Below are 17,721 nucleotides of genomic sequence, written 5' to 3' on the forward strand. Positions count from 1 at the left end.
AAGGGGATGACCCGGCCGCGACAATGGGCAAAATCCGACAAGCGGCGCCCGGAAAGAGACAATGCCGTCAGACCGGGCCGCGTACAGTGCCCGTATGAGCGCCCTGGCCCTGCCCGCCCTCAGACCGGCTGTCCCGAGTCTGGCCGCCCTGAGTCTGGCCCTCCTGCTGGCTGCCTGCGGCAGCGCGCCGAGCGCCCCGCAAAGCGGCACCGGGACGACCACGCCGCCGAGCACCACCCCGACCCCCACGCCGACGCCGACCCCGGGCGACTCCACCCCCCCGACCGTGACCCTCAGCGCTGTGCAGGACGGCGCAGCCGTGAACCTCAGTGCCGCCACCAGCGACAACGTCGGCGTGAGCCGGGTCGAGTTCTACCGGGGCGGGGCGCTGATCTCGACCGACACCGACGCGCCCTATACCGCCAGCCTGCCGGTCAGCAGCGCCGACAACGGCAGCGTGAGCTTCACGGCCCGGGCCTACGACGCGGCGGGCAATGCCGGCTCGAGCAACGCGGCCCTGAACGTGTATGTGGCCCCGCCCACGACCACCCCGGTTCCCTCTCCCTCGCCCACGCCGGGCAAGACCCTGTATCAGGGCGTGTGGAGCTGGAGCGCCGCCGACCTCATGGGCAACGTGGTGGGCCAGGGCACGCTGATCCTGAACGGCGAGACGGCGGCTCAGGGCCGCACGCTGGCGACCGGGACCTACCGCACGGCGGCGGGCACCCAGAGCGGCTACGCGGGTCTGGGGCCGCTGCTGGGTGCTGGAACTCTCGACGTGGCCCTGACCGCCTCGGCCGATCCGGCCTCCACGGCCCTCTACCTGAGCGCTTCGGACAGTGACGGGAAACTGGACTCGCAGGGCGGGCAGGCCGTGTTCTCCGGTGCAGGGGCCATTCTCGACCGCGCGACGCAGCAACCCCAGCAACCGGTCGTGGTGACGCTGCGCCAGCTCTCGGCCGAGGTCCCGGCTCCGTAATCACCAGTGCGGCGGCCCCGGCGTCCTCCTTTCGCCAGACGATCCGCCGGGGGCCGCCGCTTGGCCTGGGGCCATGCTCCAGCCCATACGCCTGCTGCCTGTCCTCGTGGCCCTGTCGTGGTGCGCGGCCACGGCCCAGCTCCGCGCCGACCTGACCAGGGCGATCCCGTCCGGCCCGGCCATCCTGAAGGTCTTCGGCGGCCCGGACCTGCTGTTCCAGGCGACGACCCCCGGCCTGGGGGCCGTGACCACCAGCAAATTCAGCGCGGACGACCGGTGGCTGCTCAACATCGCCGACGGGCAGGGCTACGTGCAGCTCTGGAACGTCGCTGCCGGCCAGCGGGTCCGGACCTTCCTCGCGCCCTTTCCGCATATCGTGAACGCCGACTTCACACCTGACAGCCGGCATCTGCTGCTCAATTTTCGCGGCGAGCCGGGGACACTGGACGCCGAACCGGCCTTCTGGACGCTGGACCCGTTGCGCCCCGTGGCCCAGCTCAGCGACGCGCGCAGCGACGGCGAGAGCTACGCCCGCGAATCCGGCTACGACCGCTCGGTGTCGTTCAGCGCGGATGGGCAGCGGATGGTGTTCGCCCGCTCCGGGTCGTACAAAAAGACGGGTGACGTGTCCGTCTGGGACGCACGTTCAGGCACGCGTCTGGCCACCCTCTCCCGCCTACCCTATCCGGCAGGAGCGTTACAGACCGGCGGAGTCGGCATCGACGACGCCCGGCTGTCCCCCGACGGCCGGCGGGTTCTCGTGCTGTCCATTGACGGCCGACTAGCGGAATACGACGTGGACACTGCCCGTCTGCTGAACGTGCGGGGCCGGTTCACCAGCGAGCAGGTGGCGGCCCAGCTCGGCATCTTCGCCCGGACAGGCCGGTAGGCGGCAGGGGCAGCGCCCCCGAAGAAGCGCTCCCCCTGCCGTGCCGGCGCCGCTCAGTCGGCGGCCTGCTCCGCGCCGTCCTCGCCGTAGACCTCGATGACGCCCGCCGCGCCCATGCCGCCGCCGATGCACATGGTGATCAGCGCCTTGCCGCCGCCCCGGCGCCGCAGTTCGTAGATGGCGGTGGTCGCCAGCTTGGCTCCCGAGCAGCCCAGCGGGTGCCCCAGCGCGATGGCGCCGCCGTTGACGTTCATCTTGTCCTGGTCGAAGCCCAGTTCGCGCGCCACGGCGAGGCTCTGGGCCGCGAAGGCCTCGTTCAGCTCGATCAGGTCAATATCGGCAAGCGTCAGGCCGACCTGCTTGAGCACCTTGGGCACCGCCTTGACCGGGCCGATGCCCATCAGCTCGGGCTCCACGCCCGCCACCGCGAAGCCCAGGAATTTGGCGATGGGCTTGGCGCCCAGTTCCTGCGCCTTCTCGGCGCTCATGAGCAGGACGGCCGCCGCGCCGTCGGAAAAGGGGCTGGAGTTGGCTGCGCTGACACTGCCGGTGGCCTTGAAGGCCGGGCGCACCTTCGCCATGTCTTCCAGATTGGCGTCGCGGCGGATGAGTTCGTCCCGGCTGAACTCGACCGTCTCGGACTTGAGCTTGGTGCCGCGCAGCTTGTCCACGCGCACCGGTACGGGGACGATCTCGTCGTTGAAGCGGCCCGCGTCCTGCGCGGCGGCGGCCCGCTGGTGGCTGCGCAGCGCGAAGGCGTCCTGGTCGGCGCGGCTGACGCCGTACTTGGCGGCCACGTTTTCGGCCGTCAGGCCCATGCCGATGTAGGCGCCGGGGCGCTCGTCCACGAGTTCGGGGTTGGGGCTGGGGTTGTGGCCGCTCATGGGCACCATGCTCATGCTCTCGACGCCGCCCGCGAGCATCACGTCGGCCTGCCCGGTCTGGATGGCCGCCGCCGCCATGGCGATGGTCTGGAGCCCGCTGGAGCAGAAGCGGTTGACGGTCACGCCGCCCACCGAGTCGGGCATGCCGGCGCGCAGCGCGGCCATGCGGGCCACGTTCAGGCCCTGTTCGGCCTCGGGAATCGCGCAGCCCAGGTACACGTCCTCGACCTCGGCGGCGTCGATGCCCGCGCGCTTGACGGCCTCGTTCAGCACGAGGGCGGCGAGGTCGTCGGGGCGGGTGTTGGCGAGGGTGCCCTTCACACCCCGGCCGACCGGGGTCCGAACGGCGGAAACGATAACGGCGTCACGCATGGGGTTCTCCTTGGACTTGTACGCCGGGCAACACCCGGCGAATGAATGTTTCGAGTTGGGCGTCGTAGCCCCCAGGGTCGAGGTTCCAGCAGCGGATGTGCTTGGCCCCCTCGACCCGCCGGTACTCCACGAGGTCGGGGCGCGCGGCGGCCAGGGCGTCGGCCTGCCCGACCGGCACTGTGCGGTCGCGGGTGCCGTGCCACAGCATGACGGGCAGGGTAAAGCGCGGGGAGGCGCGCAACTGGTCCACCAGATCGAAGTCCTGGCCGCTGCGGCGCGTGACCAGCCACTCCACGAAGCGCCCGATGTGCGCGGCCATGAAGCCAGGAATGCCGAAGCGCTGCCCGTTGGCCCGGATCACGTCGCGCCAGTCGAGGACCGGGCAGTCGAGCAGCACGCCCGCCAGGGGCAGCGCCGCGCGCTCCGGACGCTGGGCCGCGCACAGGGCGATGTTGCCGCCCATCGAGAAGCCGTACAGCACCGCCCGCCTGTACCCCGCCCGCGCGGCCCACTCCAGCGCCGCGAGCACGTCCTCGGCCTCCTGGTCGCCCAGGCTGTGGAAGCCCTGGCCGACGCGCGGCGCGCCGTAGGCGTTGCGGAAGGTCACGAACACCGAGCCGACCCCACTGCGTCTCAGCGCGGGCAGCATCCGCAGGGCCTGCGCCCGCTGCCCGCCGTGCCCGTGGATGACGATGGCGACGGCGTCACGTTCGCCACCGACCGGCGGGACATGCCACGCGGGCATCTCCCCCACCGCAGTCGGCACCTTGAAATTCTGGAACGGAAGGCCGAGCTGCGCGGGCGTGCCGTTGTACACGAAGGTCGAGGCCCAGGCCACCGAGCCGTTGGGGACCACGCCCCGCTCCTCCAGGATGCGGCGGCGCACCAGCGTGCCCAGCAGTTGCGGCGGCCCCAGCAGGGCGTGGCCCCGGCTGGGGCGCAGCGGCACGATGCCGATGACCCCGCGCGAGAGCGTCTCGGGCGTGGCGGGCAGATACACGTCACCGCCCCGCCGCCCCACCGGCACGAACTCGCCCTTGATGCGCCGGGTCTTGGAGCGCAGGGTGATCTCGGCGCCCACCAGCGCCCCCGCGAGAATCGCCGCCGCGTAGCCCAGCGCGGCCCAGCCGGCGAGGCGGCGCGGAGGCACGGCGCGCAGGCGGGAAAGCAGGGAGGGCGTTCTGGGCATGGGGACTCCTTGGCGGGCGCGGCCTTCAGTTGCGCAGCGGCTTGCCGGTCTTGAGCATGTGCTCGATGCGCTGCTGCGTGCCCTTCTTGCCCAGCAGGGTCAGGAAGGCCTCGCGCTCCAGGTCGAGCAGATGCTGTTCGCTCACCTTGGCGGCGCGGTTGTTGCCGGTGCCGCCCGACAGCACGCGGGCGAGTTGCAGGCTGACCTCGTGGTCGTAGGGCGAGATGTACCCGCCCTCCTTCATGCCGTACAGCACGCTCTTGACGGCGGCGATGGCGGCGTCGCCCATCACGGGGATGTCCTGGCGCATCACGGGCTGCACGTAGTCGGGCGCGAGGTCCAGCACGGCGCGCTTGGCTTCTTCGAGCACGTGGTTCTTGTTCATCACGACCGTGTCGTGGTCGCGCAGGAACCCGAGCTTGCGGGCCTCCAGGGCCGAGGTGCTGACCTTGGCGGTGCCGATCAGCTCGAAGGCGCGCTGCACGGCCGGCAGCAGGGCCATGCCGAGCTGCTGCCCCGGCTGCTGCATGTCGGTAAAGCGCAGCAGCATTTCCTTGGTGCCGCCGCCGCCGGGAATCAGGCCCACGCCCACTTCGACCAGGCCCATGTACGTCTCGGCGCTCGCCACCACGCGGTCGGCGTGGATGCTGAACTCGCAGCCGCCGCCCAGCGCGAGGCCGAAGGGCGCCACCACGCAGGGGTGCGGCGAGAAGCGCATGGAGGTCGTGGCCGTCTGGAACTGCTTGATGGCGTCGTCCAGCTCGTCCCATTCTTCGGCCTGCGCCTGCGACAGGATCAGGGGAAGGTTGGCGCCCGCACTGAAGTTCTCGCCCTGGTTGCCCACGACCAGCCCGGCGTAGCCCATGCTCTGCACGAGCTTGTGGGCGTCCTGCACGGCGCGCAACTGGTCCTCGCCCAGCGCGTTCATCTTGGCGTGCCACTCGACGAGCAGCACCCCGTCGCCCAGGTCCACGACGCTGGCGCCCGCACGCTTCTTGACGACCTTGGTCGCGTCCTTCTTCAGGTCGGTCAGGATGAAATACGGCGCGGCGTAGGGGGTCGGCTCGCCCGCCGGGGTCACGGTCTCGCCGCCCGCGTAGAAGGCGTCCCTGCCGCTGGCCTTCATGGCGGCCAGCAGGGGCGGCAGCTCACGGCCCTCGGCTTCCAGGTTGGCGATGACGGTCTGGACGCCCAGGGTATCCATCGTCTCGAAGGGCCCCTGCTCCCAGCCGAAGCCCCATTTCAGGGCATTGTCGATGTCCTGGAGGCGGTCGCTGACATGCCCGGCCATCTTGGCGGCGTACCAGAACCCGTCGTTCATCACGCCGCGCAGGAAGTCGCCCTCCTTGCCCTCGGCCGCGTACAGCGCCCGCACCCGCTCGGCCAGCGGCCGGCCCTTGACGGCCTCGACGGCCGCCACCCTCACCTTGCCCCGGTCCTCGTAGGCCAGGGTGTCTAAATTCAGGGACAAAATCTTGGTCTTGCCTTTCTCGTCTTTGGTCTTCTTGTAGAACCCGCTGCCGGTCTTGTCCCCGAGGAACTTCTTGTCCTCGACGAGCGACCGGAAGGTGTCCGTCAGGCTGAAGTCCTCGTCGGCGGGGGTCGCCTTGTCCAGATCCGAGGCGACGTGGTAGATGATGTCCAGCCCCGACAGGTCGGCGGTGCGGAAGGTCGCGCTCTTGGCGCGGCCCAGCGCGGGGCCGGTGAGCTGGTCGGCCTCGTCCTGCGTGAGCCCGGCCGCCTGCATGTGCTGCATGGCCCGCACGATGCCGTACACGCCGATGCGGTTGGCGACGAAGCCCGGCACGTCGTTGGCGACGACGATGCCCTTGCCCAGCGTGGCTTCGGCGAACGAGCTGAAGGCGCGCAGGATCTCGGGATCGGTCTGCGGGGTCGGGATGACCTCCAGCAGGTGCAGGTAGCGCGGCGGGTTGAAGAAGTGCGCGCCCACGAAGCGCCGCTGAAAGGCCTCGGAGCGGCCCTCGATCTGGAGGTGCATCGGGATGCCCGAGGAGTTGCTGGAGATGATGGCCGTCTTCTTGGCGACCGGCTCGACCTTCGCCCACAGGTCGCGCTTGGCGTCGAGTTTCTCGATGATCGCCTCGACGATCCAGTCGGCGCCCCCGAGTTTCTTGAGGTCGTCTTCGAGGTTGCCGGGCGTGATCAGGGCGGCGCGCGCGGGGTCCATGAAGGCGGCGGGCCGGGCCTTGAGGGCCCGCTGGATGCCCTGTTTGGCCAGGAAGTTCCGGTCCGGGTTGTCCGGCAGCACGATGTCGAGCAGGGTGACGGGAATGCCGGCGTTGGCGAGCTGCGCGGCGATGGCGGCGCCCATGACGCCCGCGCCGATCACGGCCGCCTGCTGGATGCGGTGGGGTTGAAGCTTCATCTGACCTCCGGCGGGTGGGAAATTTAAATTAGACTCGGTCCAAAGTTTAGAGGCTCCCCCCGGGTTTGTCCACTGGCGGCGCCGGCCACGTGGCCGCCCGACCCGAGATGAGAAGGCGGTCTACGAACGGACAGCCTGCCTTCTCATGCCCGGAAAACAGTTCGGCGGAGGGCGGCTTATAGTGGAGGACAAGCCCCTGAATTGTTGACGGCTTCCGTCGGTGGGTGGAACCGACTGACCCGCAGGCACCCCTGCCCTGTACCTCGGCCTGGGTGCCCGCTTTCTGTCGGCAGTGGCCCGGGCGACTCAGCCGATGAACTGTTTGACCACGAATACGAGTGCCAGACCCGCCAGCGCCGCCAGCGCGGCGGCGCTCAGGCGGCGGTCCCGCTTCCATGCGGCCACGGCGACCCACAGGGCGGCCAGGACCGGCACCGCGCCGACCCAGGCGACCCCCCAGACCGCCACGCGCGGAAAGAACAGGCCCAGCGCCAGCACCGTGACGGCCACCCAGAAGCCGGCCGGATACAGCCAGTCGGGCAGACCGGCCAGCTCGCTGCGGTCCTGGGCCGGGGCCGCCGGGGAGCGGGACTCGGGAGCGCTCACAGGTGCACCCAGTATTTCCAGAGCAGTTGCCCGGCCGTGAAGATCAGCAGGAGGCTGAAAAACAGCTTGAGCTGCGCGGCGGGAATGCGGCTTTGCAGCCCGGCCCCCGCCCGCGCCCCGATGAGGACCCCCAGCGCCACGGCCCCCGCCAGCGGCAGGTCGAGCAGCCCGCCGGCCTGATACACGAGCGCGTTGCCCACCGCCGTCAGGCCCATGATGAAGGTCGAGGTGGCGATGGCCTGCCGGATGGGCACGCCCGCCATGAGGTTGAGCACCGGCACCTGTACCGTGCCCCCGCCGATCCCCAGCAGGCCGCTCATGACCCCCGCGAAGGTCATGGCCGGGGGCACCAGCCGTGAGGGCTCGCGCTCGGCGTCCACCCGCTTGAGCCCTCGCAGCAGGTTGTAGGCCGAGTACAGCAGCAGCGCCGAGAACACGGTCGCCACCACACGCGCCGGCAGCACCAGCCCCAGGAAGCTGCCGGCCGCCCCACCGACGATGGTGTAGGGCGAGAGCAGGTAGCCGGTGCGGGCGCGCACGAGGCCCTGGCGCAGGTAGCTGGCCGCGCCACTCAGACCGACCGCCAGCACGCCGATCTGGCTGATGGCGACCGCCTGAGCGATCGAGATGTCGCGCCCGAAGTGCGGCAGCACGAATTCCAGCGCGGGCACGACCACCACGCCGCCCCCCAGCCCCAGGATGGCCCCCAGCACCCCGGCCAGCAGGCCGATGGCGAGGACCGCGAGCGTCACTGCCGAAATCAAGACCCTCTCACGCCGCCGAGGCTAACACGGCCGCCACCGGAAGAACGTTTCTCTGACGGCGATGTCACGGCCTGAGCACGTGCCGCCTGCCGCTGGACGACCCTTCGACATCAGCCGAAGCCCGACTGACCCGCCAGGATTTCTGAGCAGATCGCGAGCACTCCTGAGCACTCCTGAGCAGATGCCGCACGCAGCTCGCCCGATGAGCGGAGATGCCCCTCGCAGCCGTCAGGCCTCGGGGACCGGGCTTAAAGTTCCGGCCCGTCACGGTCAGGTGAGACGAAAATTTTCATGCTGTCTTCACGACAATCTCAACTTCGGGGTCTGCCTCTGCCGGCCCACGCCGCTTCTCCTCTTCTACTCCGAGGTCCATCATGTTGCGTTCTTCCCTGCTCCTCTGCTCTGGCCTGCTGCTACTCGTCGCCACCTCCCCTGCCCAGGCCCAGGACCTCACCACCCTGCGTATCCTGGCTCCCGCGACCGCCGGGGGCGGCTGGGACAACACCGCGCGCGCCATCGCCGACACGCTGAAAAAGGAGGGGCTGCGCGACAAGGTCGAGGTCTACAACGTGCCGGGCAAGGCCGGGACCGTGGGCCTGGCCGACTTCGTGAAGCTGCGCGGCCAGCCCAACCAGCTCATGATGACGGGCTTCGTGATGGTCGCCGGGATTCCGGTCAACGGCGCGAACTACGACCTCTCGGCCGACGTGACGCCCATCGCCCGACTGACCACCGACTACGAGGTCTTCGTGGTGCCGGCCAACTCGCCCTACCGCACGGTCGAGGACCTCATCGCGCGCTTCCGCGCCAGTCCCGGCAGCATCCGCTTCGGGGGCAGCAGTGCGGGGGGCAGCGGCCAGATCGCCGTGTCCAAGCTGGCGCAGGAACTCAAGATTTCGACCGCGCAGGTGCGCTACGTCCCCTCGGCGGGCGGCGCGCAGGCGACCAAGGCGATGCTGGGCGGCGAACTCGACGTGGTGAGCGCCGGCTACAGCGAGGTGGACGACCTGATCCGCAGCGGGCAGGTGCGCGGACTGGCGATCTCGGCCCCCGAGCCGGTCGAGGGGATCAACCTGCCGACCTTCGTGGACAAGGGCCTGGACGTGGACGTGTCGAACTGGCGCGGCATCGTGGCCCCCACCGGCCTGACCGAAGCGGCGCGCACGCAGCTCGTCCTGATGTTCACCCGCATGTCGCGCACGGCGACCTGGCAGCAGCAGCTCGCCCAGAACAAGTGGAGCCCCTATTTCGCCTCCGGGGACAACTTCACCAGATTCATCCGCTCGCAGCGCGGGTACGTGAACAACCTGCTCAGGGAACTGAACATCAAGACCAACTGAGGCTGGCCGCGAAACCCCCCTGCCCGGTCGTCTGCCCGGCGCCGTCCACCCAGAGGGTGCGGTGGGCCTCGGGCAGGTACGGAAACTCGGCGCTGGCGAGCTGCGCGGCCAGGACCCCACCCGGCACGGCGTGGGCGCGGCCCAGATTGCGCGCCCCCAGGTCGCCGGGCTGCGGCTGGAACACCGCCAGGGTGGTCAGCGCGCCGTAGTCCAGCCCCAGGCCCAGCACCATGCGCCGAGCGTCGCGCCGCAACCCCGTGGCGTCCCAGACGACCTTTCCGCCTCGCCGCAGCGCCGCGCGCAGGGCTTCTCTGGCCGCCTGCATGACCTGCCCGTTCATGGACTGGTCGGCCCGCCGGCCGGTCAGCCGGGCGCGCAGGTCGTCGAGCGACACGACCTCGTGGTCCGGCAGGGTGCCGGCGATCCAGGTGCTCTTGCCCGAGCCGCTGGGGCCGCACACCACCACCAGCTCGGCAAAGCCGCGGCGGGCGCGGTAGGCGCGGGCCACGGCCTCCTCGGGCGTCTGGATGCGGCCGGCCTCGTGGTCGAGGAGGCCCTGACCCAGCGTGCGGTCCAGCAGGGCGGGCGGCGCGCCCGGCAGCGCGGCCCCGACCACCTCTGCCCAGGCCCGGTACGGATCGGCAGCGTCCCAGAGGCCATAGTCCTGCGCCTGCATGCGGAACAGTTCGAGGTCGTCCAGACGCCCGGCCTGGCCCTCGCCCACACGGCCGCGCAGGTCGGCCTGCTCCAGCAGGTACAGCAGCGGCAGGCGCACCTGCCGGACCAGGCGGCGATAGGCGGCGGGGGCGCCGGCCTCCAGCACACGCGGCACGTCGTGGTGGTGCCCGACCAGGGCGAGCACGTCGCGCAGGACCGGAGGCGGCAGCCCCAGTTCCGGCAGGCGATAGGCCAGATACGAGCGGCCCCGGTCGGCGTGACGCGGCGAGATCAGGTGCATTCCGTCTCCCTCGCCCACGTCCCCGGCGAGCCGGGTGGTGAGCGCCTTGCCGATGTCGTGCAGGGCCGCCGCGAGCAGGAGGGTCAGGCGCTCGTCGGGAGCCAGGGCCTCGGCGTCGGCCAGGCGCGCCGCCTCCGCGAACACCAGGGCCGTGTGGCGCGCCACGTCGCCCTCGGCGTGCCAGCGCGGGTCCTGCGGGGTGTGTTCCAGCCGCGCGAGCAGCGGCAGCACGTCGGCCAGCGCCCGCATGAGGTCGGGGACCGTGGGGAGGTCGGGGCTCCGGAGGGCCTGCACTTCGGGTCTCACGACGGTCTCCTCAGGCCGTTGGGCACGGCCGGGCGGTGCATCCAGTGCCCGTCCGTCTGGACATGCCCGGCCCGGACATATTTGGCGACATGGTCGGCGAAGGCCTCGTGGGCAAACCCGGCCACCGTGCGGACCACGTAGCCCTCGGTGGTCTGCGGGTCCACCGGCAGGGCGCGCACCAGCGCCTCGTCCCAGGGGCCCCGGTACAGTTCGCGTGGGGTGGGCACCCCCAGGGTCCGCGCCCAGGTCAGGGTGTCGTCCCAGGCCAGGGCCGTTCCCGTCTCGTCCCAGACACTGAACAGGTAGAAGTACCCTTCCAGATCGGTGTAGGCCAGCGAGTGCCGGGCATAGAGGTTCTCGCCGCAGACCCGCCAGCCCTCAGGAATCAGGTAGCCGGCGCGGCCGTGCAGCCCGCCGACCCAGGCCCGCGACGGATGGGGCCGGGGGTCCAGCGACCGGGCGTGCAGGCCCTGGCGATCGAGGGTGGTGTTTTCGCCGTCGAGCTTCTCGGTGACGACCACCTCCTGCCCCGCGAACTGCCCAGCCTGCCCGAGCCGGGTGTCGTCCTGGGCCACGCCGGGCGACCAGGGCAGGTGGGGGGTACGGGGATATTTGCGGCGCATGGTCAGGGTACTCCTGGGCGCAGACTAGTGCGGTGGGGGCGCCGCCGGTAGCGCCGTCCGGCCTGTCGCCACCTGCGCCAGTTGGCCTAGGCTGGGGCATAGGGGCAGACTCTCGGCCCCCCTCTCTGCCCCTGCTTTCCCAGCCCTACGAGAATTCTTCGCCCGTCTCCTTCTTCGCGTAGGCGTCCGAGATGAGCTTGAGGCTCAGGTCGAGGCCGTCGGCCGTACGGCGAGGGGCCACGGGCGTGACCACCAGCCCCTCACGGATGTGCAGCTCCCGGCCCGAGACCGTCTCGGGGCCGTCCCGCAGGGCACGCAGCGCCGTCTCGTCGAAGGGCCCCTCGTACAACACCGGGACCGCCTGGGCGGTGAACCACGCCGGCCACTCGGCACGCGGAAGCTGTCGCCCCGCGAGGACCAGCTTGAAGACGAGCACTGCCGGTTGCCGCTGCCCGTACGAGAACCCTTTCTGGACCGGCACGACCTCGCCGAAGACCTGAAGCTCGCCCGCCGGGAAGGCCGCGTCGGCGGCGGCGAAAAGCCCCGTGCAGCGCGCGGCCTGCCAGTACACGTTGGTGTCCGACGGCCTGAGGCCCAGGCCCCGGCGCGACAGTCCCTTGGACGTGACCCACCATCCGCCGTCCGCCGCTCGGAAGTACACGCCCTGCGTGCCGTGCAGTTTCTCGGTGGCGGTCACCGGCTCGCCGGGCCGGAACTCGCCCGCGTAGATGCCGAACTGTTCCACGTCGTGGTGGCGGTAGTCGGTGGCCTGAGGCAGTGGCGTCACGTCGCCGGCCATGCTGACCGGAATGGGCGGCTCCCAGAAGGTGATGCCCAGGCGCGCGGCGAGGTCCTCGCCGAAGGGCAGCTCGTCCACGTCCGGCAACGCCAGGACCACACCCTGCGAACGCTCTCCGCGCAGACGCACCGCACCGACACGGTTCTTCTCCGGGCCGTGCAGGTAGGACACCCCCGTCTCGGCGTTGACGTAGCGGCCGGTCAGCTCGGGCGGCAACACGGCCCGTTCGGGCGCGATGACGATGGGGTCGCCGTCCGCATACTCGCCCCGGCGCACCACGAGTTGGAAGGACGCGACCTTGCACAGCTCCAGGCGTTCGGCGTTGGGGTGGGGAAAGAGGCGGGCGCGGTCCTTGATGACTTGACGTTCGGCCATAAGCGTTCTCCTGGGCAGCCTCCAGAGCTGCCGGCAGGCAGGTTACGCGGCCAGGCCAGGCCAGGACATCGGCCAGATGGGCAGCCCCGAGCAGGCCAGGTGGCCCAGCAATAGAACAGAAAAAACCGCGCTTCAGGCGCGGTTTTTCTTGGTGGAGGCTTAGGGATTCGAACCCTAGACCCTCCGCTTGCAAAGCGGATGCTCTCCCGCTGAGCTAAGCCCCCTCAGCGCCGACGAGCTTAGCAGAGGTCCCGCGACTTGGCAAGTCGCCCTCCGGCGGCCCCCACACCCGGGCCGCATCCGGGCACGCGGTTTTTCCCCTATCGTGGGGGGCGTGACAGGGTTTGGCGCAGCGGAAACAGACGGTGAAGTGAAGACTAAAGACGTGTTGATCTATGGACTGGGGCGCAGCGGGCGGGGGGTCGCGCGCTTTCTGGCCGGCGAGGGCGTGCGCGCCGAGTGGCACGACGCGCAGCCCACGGCGCAGGACGAGACCCTGATGGCCGAACTGGGCCACACCCGGGGCGAGCCACGCGGAAATTACCGCACGGTGGTGGCCGCGCCCGGGGTACCCATCGACCATCCTGACCTGCTGGCGCAGCGCAGCGCCGGCGCAGAGATCGTGGGTGAGGTCGTGCTGGCCGCCCGCGCCCGGCCCCGATTACCGATGGTCGGCGTGACCGGCACGGCGGGTAAAGGCGGCACGACGGTCCTCATCGCCCACCTGCTGCGCGGAAGTGGCCTGAACGCCCGCGAGGGAGGCAATATCGATCCGCCTCTCCTCGATGTGGTAGACGAGGCCGAGGTCGCCGTCGTGGAGCTCAGCAGCTTTCAGCTCGAGCGCGTGCCGGGGCTGCGGCTGCCGGTGGCGGTCGTCACGAATCTGGGCACCGATCACCTCGACCGCCACCGCACGGTGGAGGCCTACCACGCCGCCAAGCTGAACATCACGGCCGGGCAGCAAGCGGGCGACGTGCTGGTCGTCCCACAAGGACTGGAGATCGCCACCCGCGCCGAGCGCCGATCCTTCTCGGCCGCGCACATCGCCCTGGCGAACGGAGCGGCCGTCCTTGACCCGGCCGAGCTGCATCCCGGCATCCACCCCGCCAACGCCGCCGCCGCCGTGCTGGCCGCCGAAGCGCTGCTGGCGCACCTGGGCCGCGTGGCCGACCCGGACACCCTGGCGCAGGCGCTGTGCTCGGCGCGGCCGGTCGGCGGGCGCTTCGAGACGGTGGCACGTGTGGGCGAGGTCGCCTTCATCGACGACAGCATCGCCACCCGCACGCTCGCCGTGCAGGCCGCGCTGGAACGGGCCACCCCGCCCATCGCCTGGCTCGTCGGCGGGCGCGACAAGGGCGCGGAGTTGGAACCGCTGCTGAGTGCCGCGCAGGGCCGGGTCACCCGGGTCATCGCCTTCGGGCAGGACGGCGAGGCGCTGGCCAGGCAACTGGGCCTGCCCTTCACGGCGGTCCGGGGTGAAGGCGGCGACGAGGTCATGGCGAACGCGGCGCGCGCCGGCCTGGAGGCGCTGGGCGGTCCCGGGCAGAGCGGCACGGTGCTGCTGGCCCCCATCGGCACGAGCTTCGATCTGTTCACCGACTACAAGGCGCGCGGCGAGAGCTTTCGCCGGGCGGCCCTGGCCCTCGCGGCGGAGGTGGAGGCGTGAGTGTCCAGCTTCTCGTCGCGCAACTGCTCCTCATCACCCTGGGCCTCATAGGCGTGGCCGCCGCACGCCCGCAGCTCATCGTCGATCATGGCAGCAAGGCAGTCCTGGCGATCCTTGTGACCTTCCTGGTCGCCCGCCTCAAGCCGCGCACCTTCCTCAAGGCCGGTACGGTGTTCTGGGGCGTCACGCTGGTGCTGCTGATATTGGTGCTGGTCATCGGCGTGGGTACGGAAACCAGCCCGGGCACCCGCCGCTGGATCAATATCGGTATCCGCTTCCAGCCCTCCGAACTCGCCAAACTCGGCCTGATCCTGCAACTGGCCTCGTTCTTCTCGCGCCGGGGCGTGCAGCACAAGCTCCTGAGCGCCACGGGCATGATCGTCTTCACGACGCTGCTCGTCATCCTGGAACCCGACCTGGGCACCAGCGTCCTGACCTTCGGGCTGGGCATCATCCTGATGTACGCGGCGGGCGTGCGCATCAGCAACATCAGCGGCTTCCTGCTGTCGCTGGGGCTGGTGTCCATTCCCTTCATCAGCCTCTATCTGGAGCGCCACCCCTACATCCTCGAACGCTGGTTCGGTCACCGCAACCGCGACGAGACGCTGCCCCAGGGCCTCGACCAGATCGGCATGGCGCACCGCGACCTCAATTTCGGCGGCTGGTGGGGCCACGGTCCCGACGGCCTGCGCTGGGACTATTTCGCGGCCCACACCGACATGGTCGTGGCGGCCGTGGGCTTCAGCACCGGGCTGCTGGGCGTGGTCATGCTGCTGTTCGCGTACTGGCTCATCGTGTCCTCGGCATTGCAGGTCGCGCAGCTCGCCTCGCGTATCCGGCCCATGACGCCCGAGGTCCACGGCGCGAGCATCCTCGCCATCGGCTGCATGTTCATGATCGTGGGGCAGGCCTTCGTGAACCTCGCCGTGGCCGCCGGCATCTTCCCGGTGACGGGCGTGCCGCTGCCGCTGGTCAGCTACGGCTTTTCCAGCATGCTGACCATGAGCGTCGCCCTGGGCGTGATCCACTCGGCGCTGCGCCACGTGCGCGAGCAGCTGCCCCAGGAAAACAACGCCGCCGACCTGATGCCCATGCCTGCCGACGACTGAGCCGGCCCAACAAAGAACCCCACCGGCCCGGCAGGCGGTGGGGTTCTTGCTGTCCGCAAGGGGCAATGTTGAATAGAAAAGAACGCCAGCCTGCTCTGCTGCGCCGTCTTATCCGCTCGTCCAGACCGCCCCAGAAACGCAAAACCCCCCGGCACAGGCCAGGGGGTCGGGGGTGCCGGGGCTTCAGCGCTTGCTGAACTGGGGCGCGCGGCGGGCCTTCTTGAGGCCGTACTTCTTGCGCTCGACTTCGCGGGGGTCGCGGGTCAGCAGGCCACGGGGCTTGAGCTGGGCGCGGAAGTCGGGGTTGACCTTCAGCAGGGCGCGGGCGATGCCGAGCTTGATGGCGTCGATCTGGCCGGTGGGGCCGCCGCCCGTGACGGTGATCACAGCGTCGTAACGGCCGGCGGTGCCGGTTTCACGGAACGCCTGGAGGGCGTGGAAGGCGCGCAGCAGACCCAGGAAGTAGGTCTGGAATTCCTTGCCGTTCACCACGATCTTGCCTTCGCCAGGGCGCAGGAAGACGCGGGCGACGGCGGCCTTGCGGCGGCCGGTGCCGTAGAACTGTTCAGGTTGGTTGACGGCCATGCTTACTTGACCTCCAGGGTCTGGGGCTTCTGGGCAGCGTGGGGGTGGGTTTCACCCGCGTAGACCTTCAGGCGGCTGTGCATCGCGCGGCCCTGACGGCCCTTGGGCAGCATGCCGAACACGGCGTGCTCGATCACGCGCTCGGGGTGCTTGGCCAGCGCCTGGCGGGCGGTTTCGGTCTTGAGGCCGCCCTGGTAGCCGGTGTAGCGGGTGTAGACCTTGCCGTCGAGCTTGTTGCCGGTCAGGGCGACCTTCTCGGCGTTCAGCACGACCACGAAATCGCCCTGGATGATGTTGGGCGTGAAGTCGGGGCGGTGCTTGCCACGGATGCGGCTGGCGATCAGGGTGGCGAGGCGGCCCAGCGGCACGTTGGTCGCGTCGACCACGACCCAGTTCTGCTCGTCGTTTTTGGGGATATAGGTTTTCACCGTAAAACTCCGTCGGGGATTGGGATTTTGGGGTTCGACACGCCCCGCGAGCAACCGGGGGGAAACTGCGTGCGTGTCCGGGTCGCCTGCCCGGTCATCCCGGCTCTACCAAGCACGAGACACTAAAGGCAAGTGTACCAGAGATTTTGCTCAGGGGGCAAGCGGCGCAGTCCCGCCCGGCGAGGATTCACCCCTTCGCAGCGCCGCCCAGCAGGAAACGCAGCGCCGCCGGCAGCCGCGCCGCCCATGCCGACTCGTGGTGGATGGCCTGCGGGTCGGCCAGGAACGCGACCCGCTCGCTCATGCCTTTCTCGCGCAGCAGCTCGGCCAGGGCGTGGGCGTCGCGCACGTAGGCCTTGGCACGCTCCGGCTGTTCGCTCTCATGGCCCCCCACATCCACCCAGACGCGCCCCGGGGGCGTGGGCGAGCGCCGCGCCTGCGCCAGCGAGAAGTCGCCGCCGGTCCAGAAGGCCGGGCTGAGCAGCCCCGCGTGCCCGAACACGTCCGGGCGCGTGAGCAGGGCGTGCAGGCTGACCACCGCGCCCATGCTGCTGCCGACCGTCACGGTGTATTCCGGCTCCGGGCGGGTCCGGAACGAGCTGTCCACGAGTGCCTTGACCGTGTCCACGAGGTAGGCGACGTAGGCATCGGCCCCGCCCCCCTCCGGCAGATCCGGGGCCGGGATGGCGGCCGGGCTGTACTCGAAAAAGCGCCGCTCGCCGCCGTGCGGGACCCCGATGGCGATGGCCTCCAGGCCCTCCCCCGCCAGCCGGGTCAGGGTCTCGTCGGCCTCCCACTCGCCGCTGTTGCTCGTCGCCGCGTCGAACACGTTCTGGCCGTCGTGGAAGTACACCACCGGATAGCGCCGCTCCGGCTCGTCGTGATACGAGGGCGGCAGCCATGCCAACGCGGTGCGCGGGGTGTGCTGCGCGTCGCTCAGGTCAGGCCACTCCAGCAGTGTGCCGGTGACGGTGTTGCCCTCCTGCACCGCATAGGGCCGCCAGCTCATTCGCCGGTCTCGGGCGAGAGGACCTCGGCGAGGTAGTCCATCGCCAGCCGGTAGCCCGTGAAGCCCAGACCGCTGATCTTGCCCCGGCACACCGCCGCCGTGACCGACTTGTGCCGGAATTCCTCGCGGGCGTCCACGTTGCTGATGTGCACCTCGACCACCGGCAGCGGCTGCCCGGAGATCGCGTCGCGCAGCGCGTAGCTGTAGTGCGTCAGCGCGCCGGGGTTGATGACGATGCCGGTGAAGCCCTGCTCCTGCGCCTCGTGGATCCATTCGAGCAGCTGGCCCTCGAAGTTGCTCTGGCGGCAGGTGACGGCCACGCCCAGCTCGGCGCCCCAGGCCTCGCACTGGCGCTCCAGGTCTTCGAGCGTCTGTGCGCCGTACACCCCCGGCTCGCGCAGGCCGAGGCGATTGAGGTTCGGGCCGTTCAGGACGAGGAACATGCTTCAGGATA

Annotated in this window: 17 protein-coding genes and 1 tRNA gene; 5 read left to right on the plus strand and 13 right to left on the minus strand. The window is 70.3% G+C overall.

Translation table 11 applies throughout. The features are described from left to right. Window positions 1-94: 94 nt before the first annotated feature. Window positions 95-979, plus strand: coding sequence for an Ig-like domain-containing protein (locus tag DGO_RS11235; RefSeq protein WP_014685640.1), 885 nt, complete (start codon window positions 95-97; stop codon window positions 977-979). 73 nt (window positions 980-1,052) lie between these two features. Then, a complete protein-coding gene (locus tag DGO_RS11240; protein ID WP_014685641.1) occupies window positions 1,053-1,868 on the plus strand; it encodes a WD40 repeat domain-containing protein in 816 nt (271 codons plus the stop codon). A 53-nt stretch (window positions 1,869-1,921) separates the two neighbouring features. Here the strand turns inward: DGO_RS11240 and DGO_RS11245 are convergent, their stop codons facing one another. The 5 genes from DGO_RS11245 to DGO_RS11265 form a co-directional block, all read right to left on the minus strand. Next, window positions 1,922-3,124: a thiolase family protein gene (locus tag DGO_RS11245; RefSeq protein WP_014685642.1), complete on the minus strand. Its 1,203-nt coding sequence runs from the start codon at window positions 3,122-3,124 to the stop codon at window positions 1,922-1,924. Then, entirely contained in the window at window positions 3,117-4,313 is a 1,197-nt protein-coding gene (locus DGO_RS11250) for an alpha/beta hydrolase family protein (RefSeq protein WP_014685643.1), read from the minus strand. The genes DGO_RS11245 and DGO_RS11250 overlap by 8 nt, the downstream gene beginning before the upstream one ends. A gap of 25 nt (window positions 4,314-4,338) precedes the next feature. Then, window positions 4,339-6,699: a 3-hydroxyacyl-CoA dehydrogenase/enoyl-CoA hydratase family protein gene (locus tag DGO_RS11255; protein WP_014685644.1), complete on the minus strand. Its 2,361-nt coding sequence runs from the start codon at window positions 6,697-6,699 to the stop codon at window positions 4,339-4,341. Between the two features lie 306 nt (window positions 6,700-7,005). After that, on the minus strand, window positions 7,006-7,305 hold the full coding sequence (locus tag DGO_RS11260; protein WP_014685645.1) for a hypothetical protein: 300 nt from the start codon (window positions 7,303-7,305) through the stop codon (window positions 7,006-7,008). Further along, window positions 7,302-8,057, minus strand: a complete 756-nt coding sequence (locus DGO_RS11265; protein WP_014685646.1) for a sulfite exporter TauE/SafE family protein — start codon at window positions 8,055-8,057, stop codon at window positions 7,302-7,304. The genes DGO_RS11260 and DGO_RS11265 overlap by 4 nt, the downstream gene beginning before the upstream one ends. 386 nt (window positions 8,058-8,443) lie before the next feature. Between DGO_RS11265 and DGO_RS11270 the strand changes: the two genes are divergently transcribed. Beyond that, entirely contained in the window at window positions 8,444-9,409 is a 966-nt protein-coding gene (locus DGO_RS11270; protein ID WP_050920792.1) for a Bug family tripartite tricarboxylate transporter substrate binding protein, read from the plus strand. Here DGO_RS11270 and DGO_RS24650 read toward each other — a convergent pair. From DGO_RS24650 to DGO_RS11290, 4 genes are all read right to left on the minus strand, one after another. Beyond that, entirely contained in the window at window positions 9,396-10,673 is a 1,278-nt protein-coding gene (locus DGO_RS24650) for an AAA family ATPase (RefSeq protein WP_043802141.1), read from the minus strand. The two genes, DGO_RS11270 and DGO_RS24650, sit on opposite strands and share 14 nt — an antisense overlap. Then, window positions 10,670-11,296 (minus strand): RNA ligase family protein, encoded by a 627-nt coding sequence (locus DGO_RS11280; protein ID WP_014685649.1) that lies wholly within the window; start codon window positions 11,294-11,296, stop codon window positions 10,670-10,672. The genes DGO_RS24650 and DGO_RS11280 overlap by 4 nt, the downstream gene beginning before the upstream one ends. Before the next feature lie 145 nt (window positions 11,297-11,441). Beyond that, entirely contained in the window at window positions 11,442-12,470 is a 1,029-nt protein-coding gene (locus DGO_RS11285) for an RNA ligase (ATP) (RefSeq protein WP_014685650.1), read from the minus strand. 149 nt (window positions 12,471-12,619) lie between these two features. Beyond that, window positions 12,620-12,694 (minus strand) — tRNA-Ala (locus DGO_RS11290). A gap of 146 nt (window positions 12,695-12,840) precedes the next feature. Between DGO_RS11290 and murD the strand changes: the two genes are divergently transcribed. Next, the gene (gene murD, locus DGO_RS11295) at window positions 12,841-14,136 is read left to right on the plus strand and encodes a UDP-N-acetylmuramoyl-L-alanine--D-glutamate ligase (protein WP_226991355.1); all 1,296 of its coding nucleotides are present in this window, start codon (window positions 12,841-12,843) and stop codon (window positions 14,134-14,136) included. Beyond that, window positions 14,133-15,245 carry an FtsW/RodA/SpoVE family cell cycle protein gene (locus tag DGO_RS11300; RefSeq protein WP_043802142.1) on the plus strand — a complete coding sequence of 371 codons (1,113 nt, stop codon included), beginning with the start codon at window positions 14,133-14,135 and terminating at the stop codon, window positions 15,243-15,245. The genes murD and DGO_RS11300 overlap by 4 nt, the downstream gene beginning before the upstream one ends. A 183-nt stretch (window positions 15,246-15,428) precedes the next feature. Here the strand turns inward: DGO_RS11300 and rpsI are convergent, their stop codons facing one another. The 4 genes from rpsI to aroQ all read right to left on the minus strand — a co-directional run bounded on the left by rpsI (window position 15,429) and on the right by aroQ (window position 17,710). Beyond that, window positions 15,429-15,830 (minus strand): 30S ribosomal protein S9, encoded by a 402-nt coding sequence (rpsI, locus tag DGO_RS11305; protein ID WP_014685653.1) that lies wholly within the window; start codon window positions 15,828-15,830, stop codon window positions 15,429-15,431. A 2-nt stretch (window positions 15,831-15,832) separates the two neighbouring features. Continuing rightward, window positions 15,833-16,258 carry a 50S ribosomal protein L13 gene (rplM, locus tag DGO_RS11310; protein WP_014685654.1) on the minus strand — a complete coding sequence of 142 codons (426 nt, stop codon included), beginning with the start codon at window positions 16,256-16,258 and terminating at the stop codon, window positions 15,833-15,835. Window positions 16,259-16,445: 187 nt separating this feature from the next. Next, on the minus strand, window positions 16,446-17,267 hold the full coding sequence (locus tag DGO_RS11315; RefSeq protein WP_043802144.1) for an alpha/beta hydrolase: 822 nt from the start codon (window positions 17,265-17,267) through the stop codon (window positions 16,446-16,448). Next, entirely contained in the window at window positions 17,264-17,710 is a 447-nt protein-coding gene (gene aroQ / locus DGO_RS11320) for a type II 3-dehydroquinate dehydratase (RefSeq protein ID WP_014685656.1), read from the minus strand. The genes DGO_RS11315 and aroQ overlap by 4 nt, the downstream gene beginning before the upstream one ends. Window positions 17,711-17,721: the final 11 nt, after the last annotated feature.

Origin of the sequence: Deinococcus gobiensis I-0, assembly GCF_000252445.1 — a bacterium.
GTDB lineage: Bacteria > Deinococcota > Deinococci > Deinococcales > Deinococcaceae > Deinococcus > Deinococcus gobiensis.

Bases quoted from the DNA above. Each gene is read 5' to 3' on its own strand.
- DGO_RS11235 (WP_014685640.1), top strand. From the start codon at position 95: ATGAGCGCCCTGGCCCTGCCCGCCCTCAGACCGGCTGTCCCGAGTCTG.
- DGO_RS11240 (WP_014685641.1), top strand. From the start codon at position 1,053: ATGCTCCAGCCCATACGCCTGCTGCCTGTCCTCGTGGCCCTGTCGTGG.
- DGO_RS11245 (WP_014685642.1), bottom strand. From the start codon at position 3,124: ATGCGTGACGCCGTTATCGTTTCCGCCGTTCGGACCCCGGTCGGCCGG.
- DGO_RS11250 (WP_014685643.1), bottom strand. From the start codon at position 4,313: ATGCCCAGAACGCCCTCCCTGCTTTCCCGCCTGCGCGCCGTGCCTCCG.
- DGO_RS11255 (WP_014685644.1), bottom strand. From the start codon at position 6,699: ATGAAGCTTCAACCCCACCGCATCCAGCAGGCGGCCGTGATCGGCGCG.
- DGO_RS11270 (WP_050920792.1), top strand. From the start codon at position 8,444: ATGTTGCGTTCTTCCCTGCTCCTCTGCTCTGGCCTGCTGCTACTCGTC.
- DGO_RS11280 (WP_014685649.1), bottom strand. From the start codon at position 11,296: ATGCGCCGCAAATATCCCCGTACCCCCCACCTGCCCTGGTCGCCCGGC.
- DGO_RS11285 (WP_014685650.1), bottom strand. From the start codon at position 12,470: ATGGCCGAACGTCAAGTCATCAAGGACCGCGCCCGCCTCTTTCCCCAC.
- rpsI (WP_014685653.1), bottom strand. From the start codon at position 15,830: ATGGCCGTCAACCAACCTGAACAGTTCTACGGCACCGGCCGCCGCAAG.
- DGO_RS11315 (WP_043802144.1), bottom strand. From the start codon at position 17,267: ATGAGCTGGCGGCCCTATGCGGTGCAGGAGGGCAACACCGTCACCGGC.
- aroQ (WP_014685656.1), bottom strand. From the start codon at position 17,710: ATGTTCCTCGTCCTGAACGGCCCGAACCTCAATCGCCTCGGCCTGCGC.